Origin of the sequence: Serratia sp. (in: enterobacteria), assembly GCF_046715635.1 — a bacterium.
Classification (GTDB): domain Bacteria; phylum Pseudomonadota; class Gammaproteobacteria; order Enterobacterales; family Enterobacteriaceae; genus Chania.
The window spans coordinates 1-16889 of the sequence record NZ_JBKJYW010000090.1; the positions used below are offsets into that span (position 1 = coordinate 1).

At 54.8% G+C, this 16889-nt stretch carries 14 protein-coding genes; 4 read left to right on the forward strand and 10 right to left on the reverse strand.

From position 1 onward, the window contains the following. The first annotated feature begins 5 nt into the window (after window positions 1-5). Window positions 6-2087, forward strand: a complete 2082-nt coding sequence (gene malQ, locus ACLQ7H_RS04310) for a 4-alpha-glucanotransferase (RefSeq protein ID WP_411751611.1) — start codon at window positions 6-8, stop codon at window positions 2085-2087. Between the two features lie 59 nt (window positions 2088-2146). Here malQ and nfuA read toward each other — a convergent pair whose 3' ends face one another. Beyond that, window positions 2147-2722 (reverse strand): Fe-S biogenesis protein NfuA, encoded by a 576-nt coding sequence (gene nfuA, locus ACLQ7H_RS04315; RefSeq protein WP_065684007.1) that lies wholly within the window; start codon window positions 2720-2722, stop codon window positions 2147-2149. Window positions 2723-2780: 58 nt separating this feature from the next. Continuing rightward, the gene (gene gntX / locus ACLQ7H_RS04320) at window positions 2781-3464 is read right to left on the reverse strand and encodes a DNA utilization protein GntX (protein ID WP_411751600.1); all 684 of its coding nucleotides are present in this window, start codon (window positions 3462-3464) and stop codon (window positions 2781-2783) included. A gap of 31 nt (window positions 3465-3495) precedes the next feature. On the opposite strand from gntX, the gene bioH reads away from it, so the two are divergent. Beyond that, window positions 3496-4266, forward strand: coding sequence for a pimeloyl-ACP methyl ester esterase BioH (gene bioH, locus ACLQ7H_RS04325; protein WP_411751601.1), 771 nt, complete (start codon window positions 3496-3498; stop codon window positions 4264-4266). 298 nt (window positions 4267-4564) lie between these two features. After that, window positions 4565-4849 (forward strand): YdgH/BhsA/McbA-like domain containing protein, encoded by a 285-nt coding sequence (locus ACLQ7H_RS04330; RefSeq protein ID WP_065684045.1) that lies wholly within the window; start codon window positions 4565-4567, stop codon window positions 4847-4849. 43 nt (window positions 4850-4892) lie between these two features. On the opposite strand, the gene ACLQ7H_RS04335 is transcribed toward ACLQ7H_RS04330, so the two are convergent. The 4 genes from ACLQ7H_RS04335 to ACLQ7H_RS04350 form a co-directional block, all read right to left on the reverse strand. After that, complete coding sequence (locus ACLQ7H_RS04335; RefSeq protein ID WP_411751602.1) at window positions 4893-5132, reverse strand: FeoC-like transcriptional regulator; 240 nt, start codon at window positions 5130-5132, stop codon at window positions 4893-4895. Further along, window positions 5132-7444, reverse strand: a complete 2313-nt coding sequence (gene feoB, locus ACLQ7H_RS04340; protein ID WP_411751603.1) for a Fe(2+) transporter permease subunit FeoB — start codon at window positions 7442-7444, stop codon at window positions 5132-5134. The genes ACLQ7H_RS04335 and feoB overlap by 1 nt, the downstream gene beginning before the upstream one ends. Before the next feature lie 75 nt (window positions 7445-7519). After that, complete coding sequence (feoA, locus tag ACLQ7H_RS04345) at window positions 7520-7744, reverse strand: ferrous iron transporter A (RefSeq protein ID WP_411751604.1); 225 nt, start codon at window positions 7742-7744, stop codon at window positions 7520-7522. 604 nt (window positions 7745-8348) lie between these two features. Then, window positions 8349-8891: an RNA 2'-phosphotransferase gene (locus ACLQ7H_RS04350; RefSeq protein WP_411751605.1), complete on the reverse strand. Its 543-nt coding sequence runs from the start codon at window positions 8889-8891 to the stop codon at window positions 8349-8351. A 301-nt stretch (window positions 8892-9192) separates the two neighbouring features. On the opposite strand from ACLQ7H_RS04350, the gene ACLQ7H_RS04355 reads away from it, so the two are divergent. Next, the gene (locus ACLQ7H_RS04355; protein ID WP_411751606.1) at window positions 9193-10884 is read left to right on the forward strand and encodes an Hsp70 family protein; all 1692 of its coding nucleotides are present in this window, start codon (window positions 9193-9195) and stop codon (window positions 10882-10884) included. Between the two features lie 51 nt (window positions 10885-10935). Here ACLQ7H_RS04355 and ACLQ7H_RS04360 read toward each other — a convergent pair whose 3' ends face one another. The 4 genes from ACLQ7H_RS04360 to ACLQ7H_RS04375 all read right to left on the reverse strand — a co-directional run bounded on the left by ACLQ7H_RS04360 (window position 10936) and on the right by ACLQ7H_RS04375 (window position 16860). Then, window positions 10936-12468 carry a DUF805 domain-containing protein gene (locus ACLQ7H_RS04360; RefSeq protein ID WP_411751607.1) on the reverse strand — a complete coding sequence of 511 codons (1533 nt, stop codon included), beginning with the start codon at window positions 12466-12468 and terminating at the stop codon, window positions 10936-10938. Between the two features lie 63 nt (window positions 12469-12531). Then, on the reverse strand, window positions 12532-13659 hold the full coding sequence (locus ACLQ7H_RS04365; protein ID WP_411751608.1) for a J domain-containing protein: 1128 nt from the start codon (window positions 13657-13659) through the stop codon (window positions 12532-12534). Further along, window positions 13656-14360 carry a DUF1266 domain-containing protein gene (locus ACLQ7H_RS04370; RefSeq protein ID WP_411751609.1) on the reverse strand — a complete coding sequence of 235 codons (705 nt, stop codon included), beginning with the start codon at window positions 14358-14360 and terminating at the stop codon, window positions 13656-13658. The genes ACLQ7H_RS04365 and ACLQ7H_RS04370 overlap by 4 nt, the downstream gene beginning before the upstream one ends. A gap of 169 nt (window positions 14361-14529) precedes the next feature. Continuing rightward, window positions 14530-16860 carry a Tex family protein gene (locus ACLQ7H_RS04375; protein ID WP_411751610.1) on the reverse strand — a complete coding sequence of 777 codons (2331 nt, stop codon included), beginning with the start codon at window positions 16858-16860 and terminating at the stop codon, window positions 14530-14532. Window positions 16861-16889 lie beyond the last annotated feature (29 nt).

The following is a 16889-nucleotide window of genomic DNA, read 5'->3' on the forward strand; positions in this document are numbered from 1 at the left end:
TGCGAATGAGTAAAGGTATCGATCAGGTAGCAGCCCAGGCTGGGATTGCTGCCGATTACATCAATGCCCACGGCCAACGGCAGGCGATTTCGCCGGAAACCAAACGCAAGCTGTTGGCGGCGATGAACCCAGCGTCATTGCTGCCGTCAACGGCTCCTTTGCCGCAGGTTAAAGTCTTTTATCACGGCAACCCGGTGGCGCTGCCGCTGGGGGGAGAAGGTGAATTTCACTGGGTGCTGCTGCGCGAGGACGGTAGCCAGCAAGCGGGCCGTGCCGGTGCGCATAAAACGTTGACCCTGCCGGGCGCATTGCCGCTCGGTTATCACCAACTCACTTTGACGCAGGGGGAGCAGCAATGGGTCTGCCGGCTGATTGTCGCCCCCAAGCGTTGCTACGAGCCGGATGCATTACTGACCGGCAAAAAGCTGTGGGGTGCTTGCGTGCAGCTCTACACGCTGCGTTCCGAGCGTAACTGGGGTATTGGCGATTTTGGCGACCTGCGGGCAATGGTCGGCGAGGTGGGTGAACGCGGTGGGGCCTTTATCGGGCTCAACCCGATCCACGCGCTGTATCCGGCCAACCCGGAAAGTGCCAGCCCCTATAGCCCATCTTCGCGCCGCTGGTTGAACGTGGTGTATATCGATGTCAACGTGGTGGAAGATTTCCAGCTCAGCCAGACCGCGCAAAAATGGTGGCAGAAGGCTGCGACGCAGAAGCTGCTGGCCAAAGCGCGTAGTAGTGAGCTGGTTGATTACAGCACGGTAACGGAGTTGAAGCTGGCTGCATTGAAGCTGGCCTTCCCGCATTTCCAGGCCCGCAAGCCGCAGGATGCGCTGAAGCAGGAGTTTGAACGCTTCGTCGGCGAAGGAGGCAGCAGCCTGTATCAGCAGGCAACGTTCGATGCGTTACATGCCCATCTCAGTGCCACAGACAGCACCATGTGGGGATGGCCAGCCTGGCCGGAGGAGTATCAGCAGGGTAACGGCCCGGCAGTGGAAGCCTTCTGTAAGCAGCATGAGGATGAGATTACCTTCTACCTGTGGTTGCAATGGTTGGCGGCTAGCCAGTTTGCCGAGTGCTTCGGCCAAAGCCAGCAGTGCCAGATGCCGATTGGCCTGTACCGCGATCTGGCGGTCGGGGTGGCAGAGGGCGGGGCGGAAACCTGGTGTGAGCGTGAGCTGTATTGCATGCAAGCCTCGGTGGGTGCTCCGCCGGATATTCTGGGGCCGCTGGGGCAAAACTGGGGCCTGCCGCCGATGGATCCGCATGTGATGGTGGCGCGGGGTTATCAGCCGTTTATCGATTTGCTGCGCGCCAATATGACCAGCTGTGGCGCCTTGCGTATCGATCACGTGATGGCGATGCTGCGTTTATGGTGGATCCCTTATGGTGAAACGGCCGATCACGGTGCCTATGTGAAATACCCGGTTGACGATCTGCTGGCGTTGTTGGCCTTGGAGAGTCAGCGCCATCGTTGCATGGTGATTGGGGAGGATTTAGGGACCGTGCCGGTGGAGATCGTCGGCAAACTGCGCGATAGCGGCGTCTATTCCTACAAGGTGCTGTATTTCGAGCACGATGCCGAGAAGCAGTTCCGTGCGCCGCAGTCTTACCCGGTGCAGGCGATGGCAACCATTACCACCCACGATCTGCCAACGCTGCGTGGCTATTGGCAAAGCGGCGACCTGACGCTCGGCAAGCAACTGGGGTTATACCCGGATGCGGAAGTGCTCAAAGAGCTGTTTGCCGATCGTGAACGGGCCAAGCAGGGGTTACTGGACGGGCTGCATCGTTACGGCTGCGTACCGCAAAAGGTCGGCAAGAAAGCCTCATTGTTGAGTATGAGTCCGTTGCTGAATCGGGGTTTGCAACGTTATGTGGCAGACAGTGCCAGCGCGCTGCTGGGCCTGCAACCGGAAGACTGGTTGGATATGGCGGAGCCGGTGAATATTCCCGGCACCAGCGATCAGTATCCAAACTGGCGGCGCAAGCTGAGCCACACCTTGGAAGCGATGTTTGACGATGTTGAGGTCAACCGTTTATTGAAGGATTTGGATAAGCGACGCAGAAAGGTTTCGGTGGGTTAAACGTACTGACCCCGATAGAAATAGGCAGGGCGCAGAACTGAATTGCGCCCTGATATTTATCAGTAGTAGGAGTGTTCGCCGCGCTGGTGCTCGGTGAGATCGCGCACGCCTTTCAGTTCCGGGAACTTTTGCAGCAGCTCTTTCTCGATCCCTTCCTTCAGCGTTACGTCTACCATTGAGCAACCATTACAACCGCCGCCGAACTGCAGGATGGCCAGTGCGTCGTCGGTGATTTCCATCAGCGTCACGCGGCCACCGTGGCCAGCCAGCTGCGGGTTGATCTGCGATTGCAGTACGTATTCCACGCGCTCCATCAATGGTGCATCGTCGTCCACTTTACGCATTTTGGCGTTCGGCGCTTTCAGCGTCAGCTGTGAGCCGAGCTGATCGGTGACGAAGTCGATTTCGGCGTCGTCCAGATAAGGCGCGCTCAACTCATCGACGTAAGCGGACAGCTTCTCGAATTTGAGTTCGGTATCTGTCGCTTCCACCGCGTCTGGCGGGCAATAAGAGACACCGCATTCGGCCGTCGGCGTACCCGGATTGATCACGAATACGCGGATTTGGGTGCCTTCTTCTTGGCTTGCCAACAGCTTGGCAAAGTGTTCCTGTGCAGCATCTGTTATACGGATCATAGCATTAGCTCAATAGTTGACTTCTATAGTAGGTTATAATACGCCCATTGCCGTGGTACTACAACGTGCGGCAAACGCACCAAATCTGCAACGATGCGACGCCCTGGTTCTGTAATAGTGTAGAGATTTCTGCCATGGTGCTGCCAGTGGTCACCACATCATCCAGCAGTGCCACATGCTTTCCTGCCAGGTTCTCATCACAACGGAAAGCACCACGCAGATTACGCCGCCGCAGGCGCGCTATCAATTGCTGTTGTGGCGCGGTTGCCCTGATGCGGCGTAATGCCGCTGGGCGATATTCACAACCCAGCCAGCGGGCCAGTGGCCGGGCCAGCAGATCGCTTTGGTTATAGCCGCGCCGCCAGCAGCGTTTATTCTGCAAGGGTACCGCTAAAATAACTTCCGGTCTGTTCAGATGTTGCTCTCGGTGCGCTTGCAGCCAGCGCAGCAGAATCAAACGAGCCAACGTGGGAGCCAGCGCCGGTGTCTGCTGGAATTTGAAATTTCTCACCAGGGTGCTGATGGGCGGGCGGTAATCCGTAACAAAGACCAGCGCTTGCCAAGGGGGCGGTTTTTGCAGACATCGCCCACAAGGCTGATGGGGATCGCCACTGGGCAAGCCGCAAACTGGGCAGCAACAAGGTTTGGCGGGCAGCGTACGCAAGCAGTAGCTGCAGATGCCCTGTTGCATCAGCCGTAATGGTTGCCGGCATAGCCAACAGCGGCTGTGGATTGGTAGCATAGTCACCTCCGTTTTAGCAGGACAATAACTGATGACTGAGCTGTATTGGAAAACACTGGGAGAGGGCGATTGCGATCTTGTGCTGCTGCACGGATGGGGATTGAATGCCGAGGTCTGGGGTTGCACGCTGGAGCGATTGGCTCCGCATTTTCGCCTACATCTGGTGGACTTGCCTGGCTATGGCCGCAGCCAGGGCTATGGGGCCGTCTCGTTAACGGAGACGGCGGAGATACTGCTGGCCGCCGCGCCCGAGCAGGCTTATTGGCTGGGCTGGTCCCTCGGCGGGCTGGTGGCCGGTCAGATCGCCCTTATGCAGCCTGAGCGGGTAACGGGGCTTATCACCGTGGCTTCTTCGCCCTGCTTTACGGCGCACGATCCGTGGCCGGGGATCCGCCCGGAGGTGCTCAGTGGCTTCCAGCAGCAGCTCAGCCATGATTTCCAGCGCACCGTGGAGCGCTTCCTGGCACTGCAAACGCTGGGCACGGAAAGCGCTCGTCAGGATGCGCGCCAGTTGAAAACCGTAGTGCTCAATCAGCCGATGCCGGGTGTTGAGGTGCTTAACGGGGGACTGGAGATGCTACGTACGGTGGATCAACGCCAATCATTGGCGGCACTGACGATGCCGGTACTGCGTATTTATGGCTACCTTGACGGACTGGTACCGCGCAAAGTGGCTAGCCTGTTGGATGAATTGTGGCCAAACTCCACCTCGGAGGTGATCGCCAAAGCGGCCCATGCGCCGTTTATCTCTCACCCCGAAGCATTCGCTAACATTATTAATCAATTTGTTGCAACCGAGTAATGGCGCGGTCTGGCGGCGATATCTCATTGATTACAGATTATAAACGCACAAAACGGCGGTAAATTTTTAACCAATAAGTGGATAAAAACTAAACCTGTTCGATACTTGAAGGGGTAAATGCGTGGCTACAAGGTGAATATAGGCTTATCAATCTTCACTTTGGCGATTTGTTTCTGGGCAGAGGGAGCTTCGTCAGGGAAAGCAACGAAGCTGTTAGACGTCGCGGTAGCCAAGCTCGATGACGCATTTGTTGTTAGTCGCTTTCATAACACCAATTTATCCATTGAGAGGTATTGTCATGAAATCATTGAAGATGATCGTTGCGGCGTTGATTGTAGGTTCAGTGTCTTTCGGTTCGATGGCTGCAACCTTGCTAACCAAAGACGAACTGGATAAGAACCCAGGCAAGTATGAGAAAGTTGGCACCGTGTCTTCAACTGCGCAGGCCACCGATCCGATGGACTTGAAAGATGAATTGTCCAAACTGGCCGATGAGAAAGGGGGCCAATACTATGTCGTGCTGGCTGCCCGTGAGCACGGCAAGTTCAGCGCCGTAGCTGACGTGTATAAAGACAAGCAATAATCTTCAAGTGAGGGGGCGCAGGCAAACTATTGCGCCCCTGTATTCACCCCTTCAAACGATAAATCACCGTTTTACAAGCCAGCCCTTCTGGGCAACTCTTACAGCTGCCGCTCAGGCATTCGCTGCTATCGAGCTCAATACGTTCAACTTTCCCCATCGCAGTCAAACTTTGCAGCATTGCCTCAACCAATGGCAAGGGCGTTGCCAACTGCTGGCTCAGCTGTTGCGCCTGAGCGCCGCCCTGTAGGGCAAGCGCATCACGAATTTGCAGCAGGCTGGCCATTAGTGGCAGTCACCCGAACTTTGACAACAGGACGCCGAGGTGGCGCTACGCAAACGGATCGTTACGCGGCTACGTGCCTTGCGCAAGCCCAATAGCACCAGTACGTTGAATAGCAGCACGATCAGGATCGCCGTCGCACTGTATTGCGGATGTTGGCTGAAGGTCGCGAACTGATAGAACAGCGTTGCCAGAGAATAGGCCACGTTTAGCCCCCACAGGATGGAGAAGGTCATCCACCCACGGCTGGACTCACGTGCAATAGCCCCCATCACCGAGACGCAGGGAACGTACAGCAACACGAAAATCAGATAGCTGTAGGCAGAGATTGAGGTGCCAAATTTGCTACTCATGACGCCCATTGAGCCCACGCCCATCTCTCCATCGCCCTTGCTGGCTTCGATAGGGTTGGAGAGAACGCTCAGGCTGAAGGTGTTTTTCAGGCCCTGCCAGGTTTCATTGACGGCGGCACCGAGTTCATCAAGCAGGTTGAAGTTGGCTGCATCGAAGTGCTCATTGGTGATGTTCTCTGCGGTGTACAGCGTGTTGAGCGTCCCGACCACCACTTCTTTGGCCATCGCTCCGGTTACCAGCCCGACGGTTGCTTGCCAGTTATCATTATGTACGCCCATTGGCTGCAATAATGGCGTCAGCACTTTGGAAACCGAGGCCAGCGCGGAATCATTAATACTGTCTACCGGCTGGCCGCTGAACGAAAAGCTGTTCAAGCCGCCAATAAAGATGCTGGCAATCACGATCACTTTCCCGGCGCGCAGCACAAAACCTTTCAGACGTTGCCAGGTTTGCAGCAGCAGGCTTTTCAGATGCGGCACGTGATAAACCGGTAGCTCCATCACGAACGGCGACGCTTCGCCGCGCATGATGGTGTATTTCAGCACCAGGCCGGTGAGGATCGCCACCACGATACCTAGCATATACAGCGAGAACACCACGCCCGCGCCGTCCTGGCCGAAGAAGGCCGCGGCAAACACGGCAAAGATTGCCAAACGCGCGCCGCAGGACATAAAGGGGGCCATCATGATGGTGATCAGGCGTTCGCGTGGGGCATCCAAGGTGCGTGCGCCCATAATGGATGGCACGTTACAGCCGAAGCCGACGATCAGCGGCACAAAGGATTTACCCGGCAGCCCGAGCGCCTGCATCAGGCGGTCCATGACAAATGCCGCACGAGCCATATAGCCGGAGTCTTCCAGGAATGACAGGAACAGATACATCATGCCGATCTGGGGAACCAGCGGCAGCACGGTATTGATACCGCCGCCCACGCCCTGCGCCAGGAAGACGGTCAACCACTGCGGGAAATGCAGGGTATAACCGACCCACTGAATGCCCTGGATAAAGATGGCTGCCGAACCGAGATCGAAGATGGGTTGCAGCGCGCCGCCGATATTGATCGCCAATACGAACATGATGTACATCACCAGCAGGAAGATTGGCACACCCAGCCAGCGGTTGAGGATCACCCGATCCAGCACCTCCGTCAGGCGGTTTGGCAACGCCAGCTTGGAATTGCTGACCGCATCGCAGATAGTGGCGATCGATTGGTAGCGGGCATCTGCAATCACCAGAGCGGGATCTTCCTGCTGCTGCTGTTGCAGCGCTAGCCTGGAATGTGCCAACAGTTCGGTGGCTTTCCCGGCCAACTGATGGCTGTAGATGTCGCCCTCCAGCATTTGCAGGGCCAGCCAGCGCCGCTGTTCGGTGGGCAGTTGTTCAGGCATGGCCTTGGTCAGCGTAGCGATTTCGTCTAGCAGCAGCGGCGGATAGGCCACCAGCGCTTTTAACTGATTGAAGCGATGATTGTCGATGGTCTGTTTCAGCAGGCCAATGCCGTCGGCCTTGGTGGAAACCATGGATACCACCGGGCAGCCAAGGCGCTCGGCCAGGGCGGCGACATCGATCTCAATATTCTGGCTCTTGGCAATATCCTGCATGTTCAACGCCACGATACACGGAATACCCAGCTCCAGCAGTTGCAGCGTCAGGTAGAGGTTGCGTTCCAGGTTGGAGGCATCGACCACGTTGATCAGCATATCCGCATCGCCGCTCAGGATGTAGTGACAGGCGATCTGCTCATCCAGCGAGGTTTGTTCAGAGATGGTGGTGAGCGAGTAGGTGCCTGGTAAATCCACCAGCGTGACCTGCGACTGTGGCGTCGTAAACTGGCCCTCTTTACGCTCAACCGTTACCCCGGCCCAGTTACCGACCCGCTGGCGCGCCCCGGTGAGCTGGTTGAACAGCGTCGTCTTGCCAGAGTTCGGGTTACCGATTAAGCCAATAGTGATTTTTTTCATAAACCAACGTGATATCAGTGAATTAAGTGTCGGCCGCGTTTGCACACGACAACTGCCTGAGGCGGGGACAGCGCGTTACGGTTGGCTATCGAGCAAGATCAGGTCTAAATCTTTTTTCCTCAGTACCAGGCTGACGCGACGAGTCTTTATTTCTATCGGGTCGCCAAACGGTGCCACGCGGACTACGTCAAACTGCGAGCCGGGCAGCATGCCAAGCGACAGCAACTTCTGGCGGTAGGCCGGGCTGATCTCGCTGGAGAAGCCGGTAATTTTATAGGTATGTTTAGGAAGCAGCTGCATATTGCCTTCTCAATGAGTTGGGAATTCCCACAGGAATGCCACCTTCAGACCATTTGCTGCCCAGACAACCTGCGAAAAGGTGAATGGGGCCAGAAGCGCCGAGCTATAAAGCGGAGCAAGGAATACGCAGAATCATAGTGATAACAATTATCGTATTCAATACAGAATGTGTGGGTAATTGTAAGTGTCGTCACATTTGAGATGAGACGGTTCGCTTGCCTTAGTTTTAGCACTAAGCCAAACGCACTGCAAATGAGCGCAAAAGGTTAATTAAGTTGCAAATTTGTGTATCTTCTTGCGGTGATGAAACAGTTGTAGCTCTATTGCAGTGGCTGAACGTTTTATGGCGCAAATCTGGCAACATCACCTGCTGTAAATGAGAGGGGTAAGTATTTGTGTTTACGGCACAATCGACGGCCTGAAAATGCGGTGTTAATAGGGCTGTTAACAAAGGGGCATTTATACCGACGCGGGGGATGAAGGCGATGACGCGAAACGAGGATGGTAAAAAGCCGCCATTTTATTGCGGCAGGTCAAAATTGTCGGGGCGCCGCTAACGGTGGCGCAAGAACGGCAACTGGCAAAAATGCTTTCATCTCCACCATCACTCACCAATAAACTTCACCGGCACAGTTGCCGTCAACCAGACTCCGTTATCAGCCTGATAAAATTTAAAGCCATTTTGGTACATTGCCAAAGCATCGATGGTTAACACAACAGGCTTGCCATGCCGTTGGCCAACGGCGGTCGCTGTAGTGATATCGGCGGATAGATGCACATACTGACGGGAGCCAGCGAGCAATCCGTCTTGATGAATTGAAGCGATAAAACGTGTTGCCGTGCCATGGTAAAGGTACTGTGGCGGGGTCTGTTCCTCATAGTTGATATCAACCTGTTTTGAGGAGTGCCCCTGTACCGCGCGGATATAACCGCCATCATCAGAAATAGAGAAGCGCTTCTTGTCGCTGTTCTCTACAACCGATCTTATTAGTGGCAGGTCAAGTATCCTACCCTTTTTAGCTGCACAGGTGATAAGCGAGTCGATGTTTGCCCATCCTTCACTGTCCAGCGTTAAACCGATAGATTCTGGTTGGTGGCGTAATACATAGCTTAAAAACTTGCTCACTTCCTGATTTTGATGACTCATTTCACATTCCTTGTTGTTAGTATCCGCATATTACTGGGTAATCTATGGCTGGTGTCAATGAAGAGAGCAATTTTGCTGACGCTATGTAAGGTGGGATGTCATCCCCGAGCTCGCGCACTGATTGGCTAAAGTAGAACATGGCTTTCGAGCAAAAAAATTCCATGGCGATGAGCTATGTAATACCATCATGTTAATATCTAACGATAAAAAACCCCCCATCATGGACTAGGTTGCTGCGCTTAATACGGCTGTACTAGCAGCATCAGGCGCAGCAAGCATCCTTCTCTACGAGGTCAGGACGATGTTACAGCAGCATGACGCTACCCCGGCAATCGGCATCGATTTAGGCACCACCAATAGCCTCATCAGTGTCTGGCAAGACGGGGAGTCGCGCTTAATCCCCAATGCGCTCAATGAATTTCTTACTCCATCGGTCGTCAGCATTGATGAAGACGGGGCAATATTGGTTGGCCGCTCTGCGTTATCTCGCCTGACGACCCACCCGCAAAAGACGGCAGCGCTGTTTAAACGTTACATGGGCAGCAAGAAGAAATTCAAACTGGACCAGCAGACGTTTGACGCCCCAGAGCTATCGGCAATCGTGCTGAAATCGCTGAAATCAGACGCAGAGAGTTTTCTTGGTCAGCCGATCCGCGACGTTGTGATTTCGGTCCCTGCCTATTTTAGCGATGAGCAACGCAAGCAGACCCGCTTTGCCGCCGAACTGGCCGGTTTAAATGCGGTACGGCTGATTAATGAACCGACTGCGGCTTCGATGGCTTATGGCCTGCACACCCAAGGGGTTGGCCGTACTTTGGTGTTTGACCTGGGCGGCGGCACTTTTGACGTCACGGTATTGGAATATGATCTGCCGCTGATTGAGGTGCACGCTTCGGCGGGTGATAACTATCTTGGCGGTGAAGATTTCACCCAGGCAATTATGAAAGCCTGCCTCAACGAATGGCAACTGAACGCCTCGCAGATTGCGCCCCATGATATGGCACGGCTGTATGATTGCGTCGAGCAGTGGAAATGCCAACTTAATCAGCAACAGGGCTCGCATAAGCTGCATTGGCAATGGCAGGATCGGCAATGGGAAATAGAGCTGGATGAACGTAAAGCAGGAGAGATCTGGCTGCCGCTGCTTAATCGCCTGCGCGCACCGATTGAACAGGTGCTGCACGATGCTCGTTTGCAACCGCAGCAGATGGATCATCTGGTATTGGTCGGCGGAGCCACGAAGCTGAACACCATCCAAAAACTGGTGGTGAAGCTATTCGGTCAGTTGCCGCATCAGCACCTCGATCCCAGAACCATCGTAGCGCTGGGGGCCGCAGTTCATGCCGCCTGCCGCCTGCGCGATCAGAATATCGACGAAGTGATCCTGACGGATGTCTGCCCCTATACGCTGGGCATCGCTACCTCGAATGCGGATCGGCATGGGATTTTCTCACCGATTCTGGAACGTAATACCGTGGTCCCGACTTCACGGGTGGAAAGCTTCACCACGACGCATGTGGAGCAAAAGGCGATCCGGATAGCGATCTATCAGGGGGAAAGCCCACATGTTGACAACAATATTCTGGTGGATGAGTTTACCGTGCCGGTAAAGCCTAACGGCCATATTCAATCACTGGACGTTCGTTTCAGTTACGATATCAATGGGCTGCTAGAGGTTGATGTCCATTTGCCAGACAGCGGTGATTCCTTCTCCAAAGTGATCGACCACAGCCCCATTGGCCTGAGCCTAGAACAGCGAAAGCAAAGTCAGCAGCGTTTGCAGGAGTTAAAAGTGCATCCGCGCGATACGCTGTCCAACCGTACCTTGCAGGCTCGGCTGGAAAAAGCCTGGGCGCAGTCACTGGGTGATGAGCGTATGCAGATCGGTTTGTGGCTACAGGAGTTTGAAGCGGTGCTAGTTAGCCAGCAGGAGCAAAAAATCCAGCCCATACGCCTGCGGCTGGAACGTTTTCTGGACGAGATGAGTTTCTGAGCGTCAACTGCCCCCATAAAATGTTGGGGGCAGTTCCTCACGCCACAATCCTCAGCGTTTTTCTCCTGGCGGCGGGCCATATTGGTTCGCGTGCTTCACGCCGGGTATCAGCAAATACAGCAGGATCAGATAGGGCATGCATATCAGCAACACAGCTTCAAAGACCGGGTATTTACGGTTTAAATCATGGCTGCGCCGCAGCAGTGCGCTGAACGTATTGAGCAGCAGTAACCCGATAATGAACCAGGCCGAAAGCACGTTGATGAGCAGTAGATAAACCGCAACCATCACCAGCGGTACTAGCGTCAACTGAGCCAGCAGGCCCAGGCGGTTGATGCGGCGGTCAAATTGCCAGAATTGCCAGAAGCGAGTATCTGGCCTTTGCTCCTTCGCACGTTGCTTTTCAATGACGCGCTGCTCCGATAGCTGCACTAATAGCCCGGCATTCAATCGCAGAATAGGGGAGAGGCGGCTATCTGCCAGGCAGGCCATCAACTGCTGACGTTCATCTTGATCCAACTTATCCCAATCGTAGTCATACAGGCGATAGCCAACCTGAGCTATTTTTGTCAGCAATGAGTCCCGGGCAAACAGCGTTGAATTCCCCAAGGCTTTGGGCTTTTTACCGTTAAGCAATGCCTGCTGCAGGTCAGTTTCCCCCTGATTGCCGCAGTCTAACCGTTCAAGCGCCTCCCTGTTTCTGTCCTGTATTGGCTGGTCGCCATGGCGCAGTAAGAATGCGTGAAGCAAGGCTTGCTCGGCTAACGGAGCCTGTTCTATCTCATCAGGCCAACTGGCAACACGATGATAGAAATGATCGACATTGGTGCAGTTGCACAGCTCTGACTGGCTCTGCACACGGAGTAAAAACTGGCTGATAGATACGGGTAACTCCAACCAACAAAGGAAGTGCAGACGGTTGTCCAACAGCAGTTGTTGCTCAAGCTGCCAGACCAGGTCACCTTTTGCCGGGTCGAGTTGCCGGATTAACGGATACAGTTCGTAGACGGGATGCTGTTCACTGAGCGTTAAGTGGTTTATCTGCCGGACAGTATCGATATGCCCGGCCGCCCCGTTGAGTAATAGCACCAGTAAACAGGTTTGCCGGTATTGATCCCAGGGAGCGGTAGCGTTGCTAAACGCTGGGATCTCAATCTGCTTCACTGCAGCTAAATAATTCAACCAGTCATTGATGGTACCAAGCTGTGCACTAAACGCTGGCTCCTGATACAAGCGGTTCAATCGTGCTGGTGACAGGTAACGCCATTGCCGCAGCCAGAAGACGGCTTGATGCCAGCTAGCGGAGCCAGTATCGGTATATCTCTCTGGCAGTTCGTGATCAATTGGGCCATCCAGCCACTGGATGAAGTCGGCAATGACGCTTGAATCGTTCAACCATGCCAGCCGCTGCGCCGCCTGAGATTGCAGCCCTTGCAGGATCAGGGCCTGTAGGGGATCGGCCGGTGTGGGCTGGTCAATAATTTGCTGCAACAGGCCTTCATTACCCAAGGTTAGCATGCAGGCATGGCGGTACAGTAATCGCAGAGAGTCGGAACCATCATCAAGCACCAACTGACCATACATCGCATTAACATTACTGTTATCTGACTTCCAATCAATAAACGCCTGTGCGATCGGTATTGCAGCTCAGTTAAACTGCGCGGCCTCGCCCCAACGCACCAAGGTCTGTATCGTTTGGGTTGGGGTCAGGTAGTCCTGCTTGTCACTGCTGGCAGATATCCCTGCGGCGGCTGGGTACACCGGCCGATCAAACGCCTGGATCAGCAGCGGTAAACAGGCTGGATGTTGTTCACGGCACCAATCCAATAACCCTTGTTCTGCTTGAGCATACTGCTCTTGCTGATATAGCCTTTGCCAACAATCAAATGCCCGCTGATTATCCTGCAGCAAAGCACAATGCCGGGCAGCCAGGTATAACCAATCGCTATTCTCTGCGTCCAGTTCCAGCTGTGCCAAACAGTGATCCCGCAACGTTTCGCTGGGAACTTCCGCCAGACTGTACCATTGCGCCAGCTGTTTCATTAGCCGTGGGCAATCAGGCCAGTAAATCACTGATGGATTACTCAGCAGTAAACGCAGCATCCATTCTGGCTCATTCCAGTACAGATGATACGCATGGCGGAAGAAGGCAACGGTTTCTACTTGAGCAGGCAGGCTGATTGACGACAATGTGGAAAGATCGAAGATATCGGCGCGTGCGATATAGTCTAAATAATCATCCATCCTGGCCGCGTCATCCTGCTCCAGTTCGTTCAGGCGATGCCGCCAGTTTAAACGTTCCGCTAATAACCTGACGCAGTCGGTGGAGATACATGCTGAGTGGTAAACCCGATCGAGCAGATGCCAGCGCAGCCGATCAATGAGCGCAATATCGTACTGATCCAGCTGAGCTATATAGCTATGCCAGCTTTGTGGCTGATAACGCGTTTCCGGGGTATTCAACAGCGCGTCAAATTGGGCCAGCATGCTCTCGAATAATGGTTCTGCAGCGGATGGCGGCGGCTCGGGGGCCTGCTCGAGTTGAGGTGTTCCCTCATCATGAGGACCGTCATCTTCAGCATCCTGTGCAGAACGCAGTATAAACGGGGATTCGGCCAGTTTTCGCGCGTGCTCAAACGCCTGACGTAATAGCTGAAACCCGCCCGGGTCGTTTTCAGGATGATGGTTGGGGAGCTTACCGCGATAGGCGGCGCGAATAGCCTGCTGATCTTCTGTTGGCTCAATGCCTAATATTTGCCAGCAACGTTGATTCATGACCAGTCCACCTCTTCCAGGGAGGCAGGTTTCGCCATTTCAGTGTAGTCAATGTGCCAGGCGAGATGTTTTAAGGGACTATCTGCATGGCAATAGAGGTGCTGAAACATCCTGGTATCGAATCCTGTGCCGCTTAGATTACAAAAAGCATATTGTTGCTCAGGAGTTTCTTTATTTGATGATAACCAATAGGTGAGGCCAACGAAAAATGCGGCGTAATAGCTTTCCCAATTGGCATAATAGTGACGTGCGCGTAGCGCCAGCCGGGTATGGAACCATAAACTCTCTTCGGCGGTAAACCAGCCGTGAAGGTATGCAAGGCGGCAAAGGAAACCCATCCGCCCCAGATCCCAGGAGCGAATGCCCCCATCACCACAAATGGCCGCCGTTTCGGCGACCATGTTCATCGACACCTGTTCTTCAACTGAATGCTGTTCCACATGTTCTCGCCATTGAGTTGGGCTGAGGCGATGCCAGAGAGAATAGTCGTGCGCCAACTCTCTCGCATGCCCTCCATCTGCCATGCGTAATATCATGTCGATCACACCGGAACGCGAGGATATCCCCCAGCTTCCTTGTAAATCGAAAGTGGTATCGAAGGGATAAAATTTTGGCGAGTCAAAGGTACAGCCGGTACGAGCATTTACTGCCACCATGGGGGCGGAAAGGGCCATTAGCCAAAGTTGATATTGTTGTTCCATCAATCAAGTTCCAATAAATCCCTGTTTTATACCGGCATCAGCGGCCTGCCGATTAAGTCAGGTCGGGGCCCGAACGGAGAGACGATCTATAAGCCAGCGAAGTCTCTTTAACAGGAGGTCTGATCAAGAGACAGCCGAAGGAGGGGATAAGGGTTATCCCCTCGGCTTATTATTTCTTGCCAAACGCGGCGGCCAACGCATCACCCATAGCACTGTTACCTGCCGGGGTGCTGTTGCGTGGTTTAGGCTTATTGGCCGCAGGGCGTGAGGTTTTATCACGAGTTGGAGCGTTATTATTGCCTCCGCCACGGCGTGGTGAACCTTCGCCCGGTTGTTCATCCAGGCGCATGCTCAGCGCGATACGCTTACGCTGCAGATCCACCTCCATCACCTTTACCTTGACGATATCGCCGGCTTTCACCACGGTATGCGGATCTTCAACGAACTTGTCCGCCAGTGACGAGATGTGCACCAGGCCGTCCTGATGGACGCCGATATCAACAAAGGCACCAAAGTTGGTGACGTTGGTGACCGAACCTTCCAGGATCATGCCCACCTGCAGGTCATTGAGGGTTTCCACCCCTTCGGCGAAGGTTGCCGTTTTGAATTCCGGGCGTGGGTCGCGGCCCGGCTTTTCCAGCTCTTTCAGAATGTCGGTGACCGTTGGTACACCGAATTTCTCATCGGTAAAGTCGCTGGCTTTCAGGCTGCGTACCGCGCTTGGGTTGCCCATCAAATCTTGCAGAGCCTGGCGGGTTGCGGCCAGAATGCGTTCCACCACCGGGTAGGTTTCCGGGTGAACGGTTGAGGCATCCAGCGGGTTATCGCCGTGGTTGATGCGCAGGAAGCCCGCACACTGCTCGAAGGCTTTTGGCCCCAAACGGCTCACTTTTAGCAGTTGTTCGCGGTTGCTAAAGCGGCCATTCTCATCACGCCAGGTGACAATATTCTGCGCCATCATGCGCGTCAGGCCAGCTACGCGGGTCAGCAGCGGCACGGAGGCGGTGTTGAGGTCAACGCCAACGGCGTTCACACAGTCTTCCACCACCGAGTCCAGTTTCTTGGCCAGCTGGCTTTGGCTGACGTCGTGCTGGTATTGACCCACGCCGATAGATTTAGGATCGATCTTCACCAGCTCGGCCAGCGGATCTTGCAGTCGGCGGGCGATGGAAACCGCACCACGCAGCGAAACGTCGAGGTTCGGGAACTCCAACGCGGCCAGCTCGGAAGCGGAATACACCGAAGCACCGGCCTCGCTGACGATCACTTTCTGGGCTTTCACGTCCGGGAACTGCTGTTGCAGCTCGGCAAAGAAACGCTCGGTCTCGCGGGACGCGGTACCGTTACCGATGGCAACCAGCTCAACTTTATGTTTGATGCACAATGCAGCAACGACCGCAGCGGCTTTGGCTGCCTGCCCGGTATGCGGATAGACGGTATCGGTGGCAACCAGCTTGCCGGTGGCATCAACCACTGCCACTTTAACACCGGTGCGTAGGCCAGGATCCAGGCCCATGGTGGCACGCATACCGGCCGGGGCGGCCATCAGCAAATCGTGCATGTTGCGGGCGAAAACGTTGATCGCTTCGTCTTCCGCGCGCTCACGCAGGGTACTCATCAGCTCGGTTTCCAGATGCAGCAACACCTTGATGCGCCACGTCCAGTTAACCACGGATTTACGCCAGGCATCTGCCGGCGCGTTGTTCAGGCGCAGGTTAAGATGGTTGGTGATAATCAGCTCGCCCTGGCTTTCACGCGGGGTTTCTTCAAACTGCGGATCGGCGTTCAGCGCCAGTTGCAGCACGCCTTCATTGCGGCCACGGAACATTGCCAGCGCACGGTGCGAAGGCACCTGCGCAATAGGTTCGTGGTGGTCGAAGTAGTCGCGGAATTTCGCGCCTTCTTCTTCTTTACCCTCGACAACCTTGGACACCAGATGGGCGTTTTTCCACAGGTAGTCACGCACCTTGGCCAGCAGGGTAGCGTCTTCGGCAAAGCGTTCCATCAGGATGTAGCGTGCGCCGTCCAGCGCCGCTTTGACGTCTGCCACGCCCTTCTCGGCATCGATAAACCCTTCGGCCAGCGGTTCTGGCTGCTGTTGCGGATCTTGCCACAGGGAGTCTGCCAGCGGCTCCAGACCGGCTTCAATAGCGATCTGCCCGCGGGTGCGGCGTTTCGGTTTGTAGGGCAGATAAAGGTCTTCGAGTTCGGTTTTGCTTTGCGTGGCGTTGATTGCCCCCGCCAACTGTTCGGTCAGCTTACCCTGATCTTCAATGGACTTGAGGATGGTTTGGCGGCGATCTTCCAGTTCACGCAGATAGCCCAGACGAGTCTCCAACTGACGCAGTTGGGTATCATCCAGGCCCCCGGTGACTTCCTTACGATAGCGTGCGATAAACGGCACGGTATTACCTTCATCCAGCAGACGGATGGCGGAGTCAACTTGCTCCGGGCGGGCCTGCAGTTCGGTTGCAATAATGCGGCTCAGTGGATCAGTCATAAGTCAGGTATCTGTTAGCAGCGATAATC

What these genes read in the sequence shown, in the direction of transcription:
- bioH (WP_411751601.1), top strand. Translation starts at nt 3,496, where the DNA reads ATGACTGAGCTGTATTGGAAAACACTGGGAGAGGGCGATTGCGATCTT.
- ACLQ7H_RS04335 (WP_411751602.1), bottom strand. Translation starts at nt 5,132, where the DNA reads ATGGCCAGCCTGCTGCAAATTCGTGATGCGCTTGCCCTACAGGGCGGC.
- feoA (WP_411751604.1), bottom strand. Translation starts at nt 7,744, where the DNA reads ATGCAGCTGCTTCCTAAACATACCTATAAAATTACCGGCTTCTCCAGC.
- malQ (WP_411751611.1), top strand. Translation starts at nt 6, where the DNA reads ATGAGTAAAGGTATCGATCAGGTAGCAGCCCAGGCTGGGATTGCTGCC.
- ACLQ7H_RS04355 (WP_411751606.1), top strand. Translation starts at nt 9,193, where the DNA reads ATGTTACAGCAGCATGACGCTACCCCGGCAATCGGCATCGATTTAGGC.
- ACLQ7H_RS04375 (WP_411751610.1), bottom strand. Translation starts at nt 16,860, where the DNA reads ATGACTGATCCACTGAGCCGCATTATTGCAACCGAACTGCAGGCCCGC.
- ACLQ7H_RS04370 (WP_411751609.1), bottom strand. Translation starts at nt 14,360, where the DNA reads ATGGAACAACAATATCAACTTTGGCTAATGGCCCTTTCCGCCCCCATG.
- ACLQ7H_RS04365 (WP_411751608.1), bottom strand. Translation starts at nt 13,659, where the DNA reads ATGAATCAACGTTGCTGGCAAATATTAGGCATTGAGCCAACAGAAGAT.
- ACLQ7H_RS04330 (WP_065684045.1), top strand. Translation starts at nt 4,565, where the DNA reads ATGAAATCATTGAAGATGATCGTTGCGGCGTTGATTGTAGGTTCAGTG.
- nfuA (WP_065684007.1), bottom strand. Translation starts at nt 2,722, where the DNA reads ATGATCCGTATAACAGATGCTGCACAGGAACACTTTGCCAAGCTGTTG.
- ACLQ7H_RS04350 (WP_411751605.1), bottom strand. Translation starts at nt 8,891, where the DNA reads ATGAGTCATCAAAATCAGGAAGTGAGCAAGTTTTTAAGCTATGTATTA.
- ACLQ7H_RS04360 (WP_411751607.1), bottom strand. Translation starts at nt 12,468, where the DNA reads ATGTATGGTCAGTTGGTGCTTGATGATGGTTCCGACTCTCTGCGATTA.
- feoB (WP_411751603.1), bottom strand. Translation starts at nt 7,444, where the DNA reads ATGAAAAAAATCACTATTGGCTTAATCGGTAACCCGAACTCTGGCAAG.
- gntX (WP_411751600.1), bottom strand. Translation starts at nt 3,464, where the DNA reads ATGCTACCAATCCACAGCCGCTGTTGGCTATGCCGGCAACCATTACGG.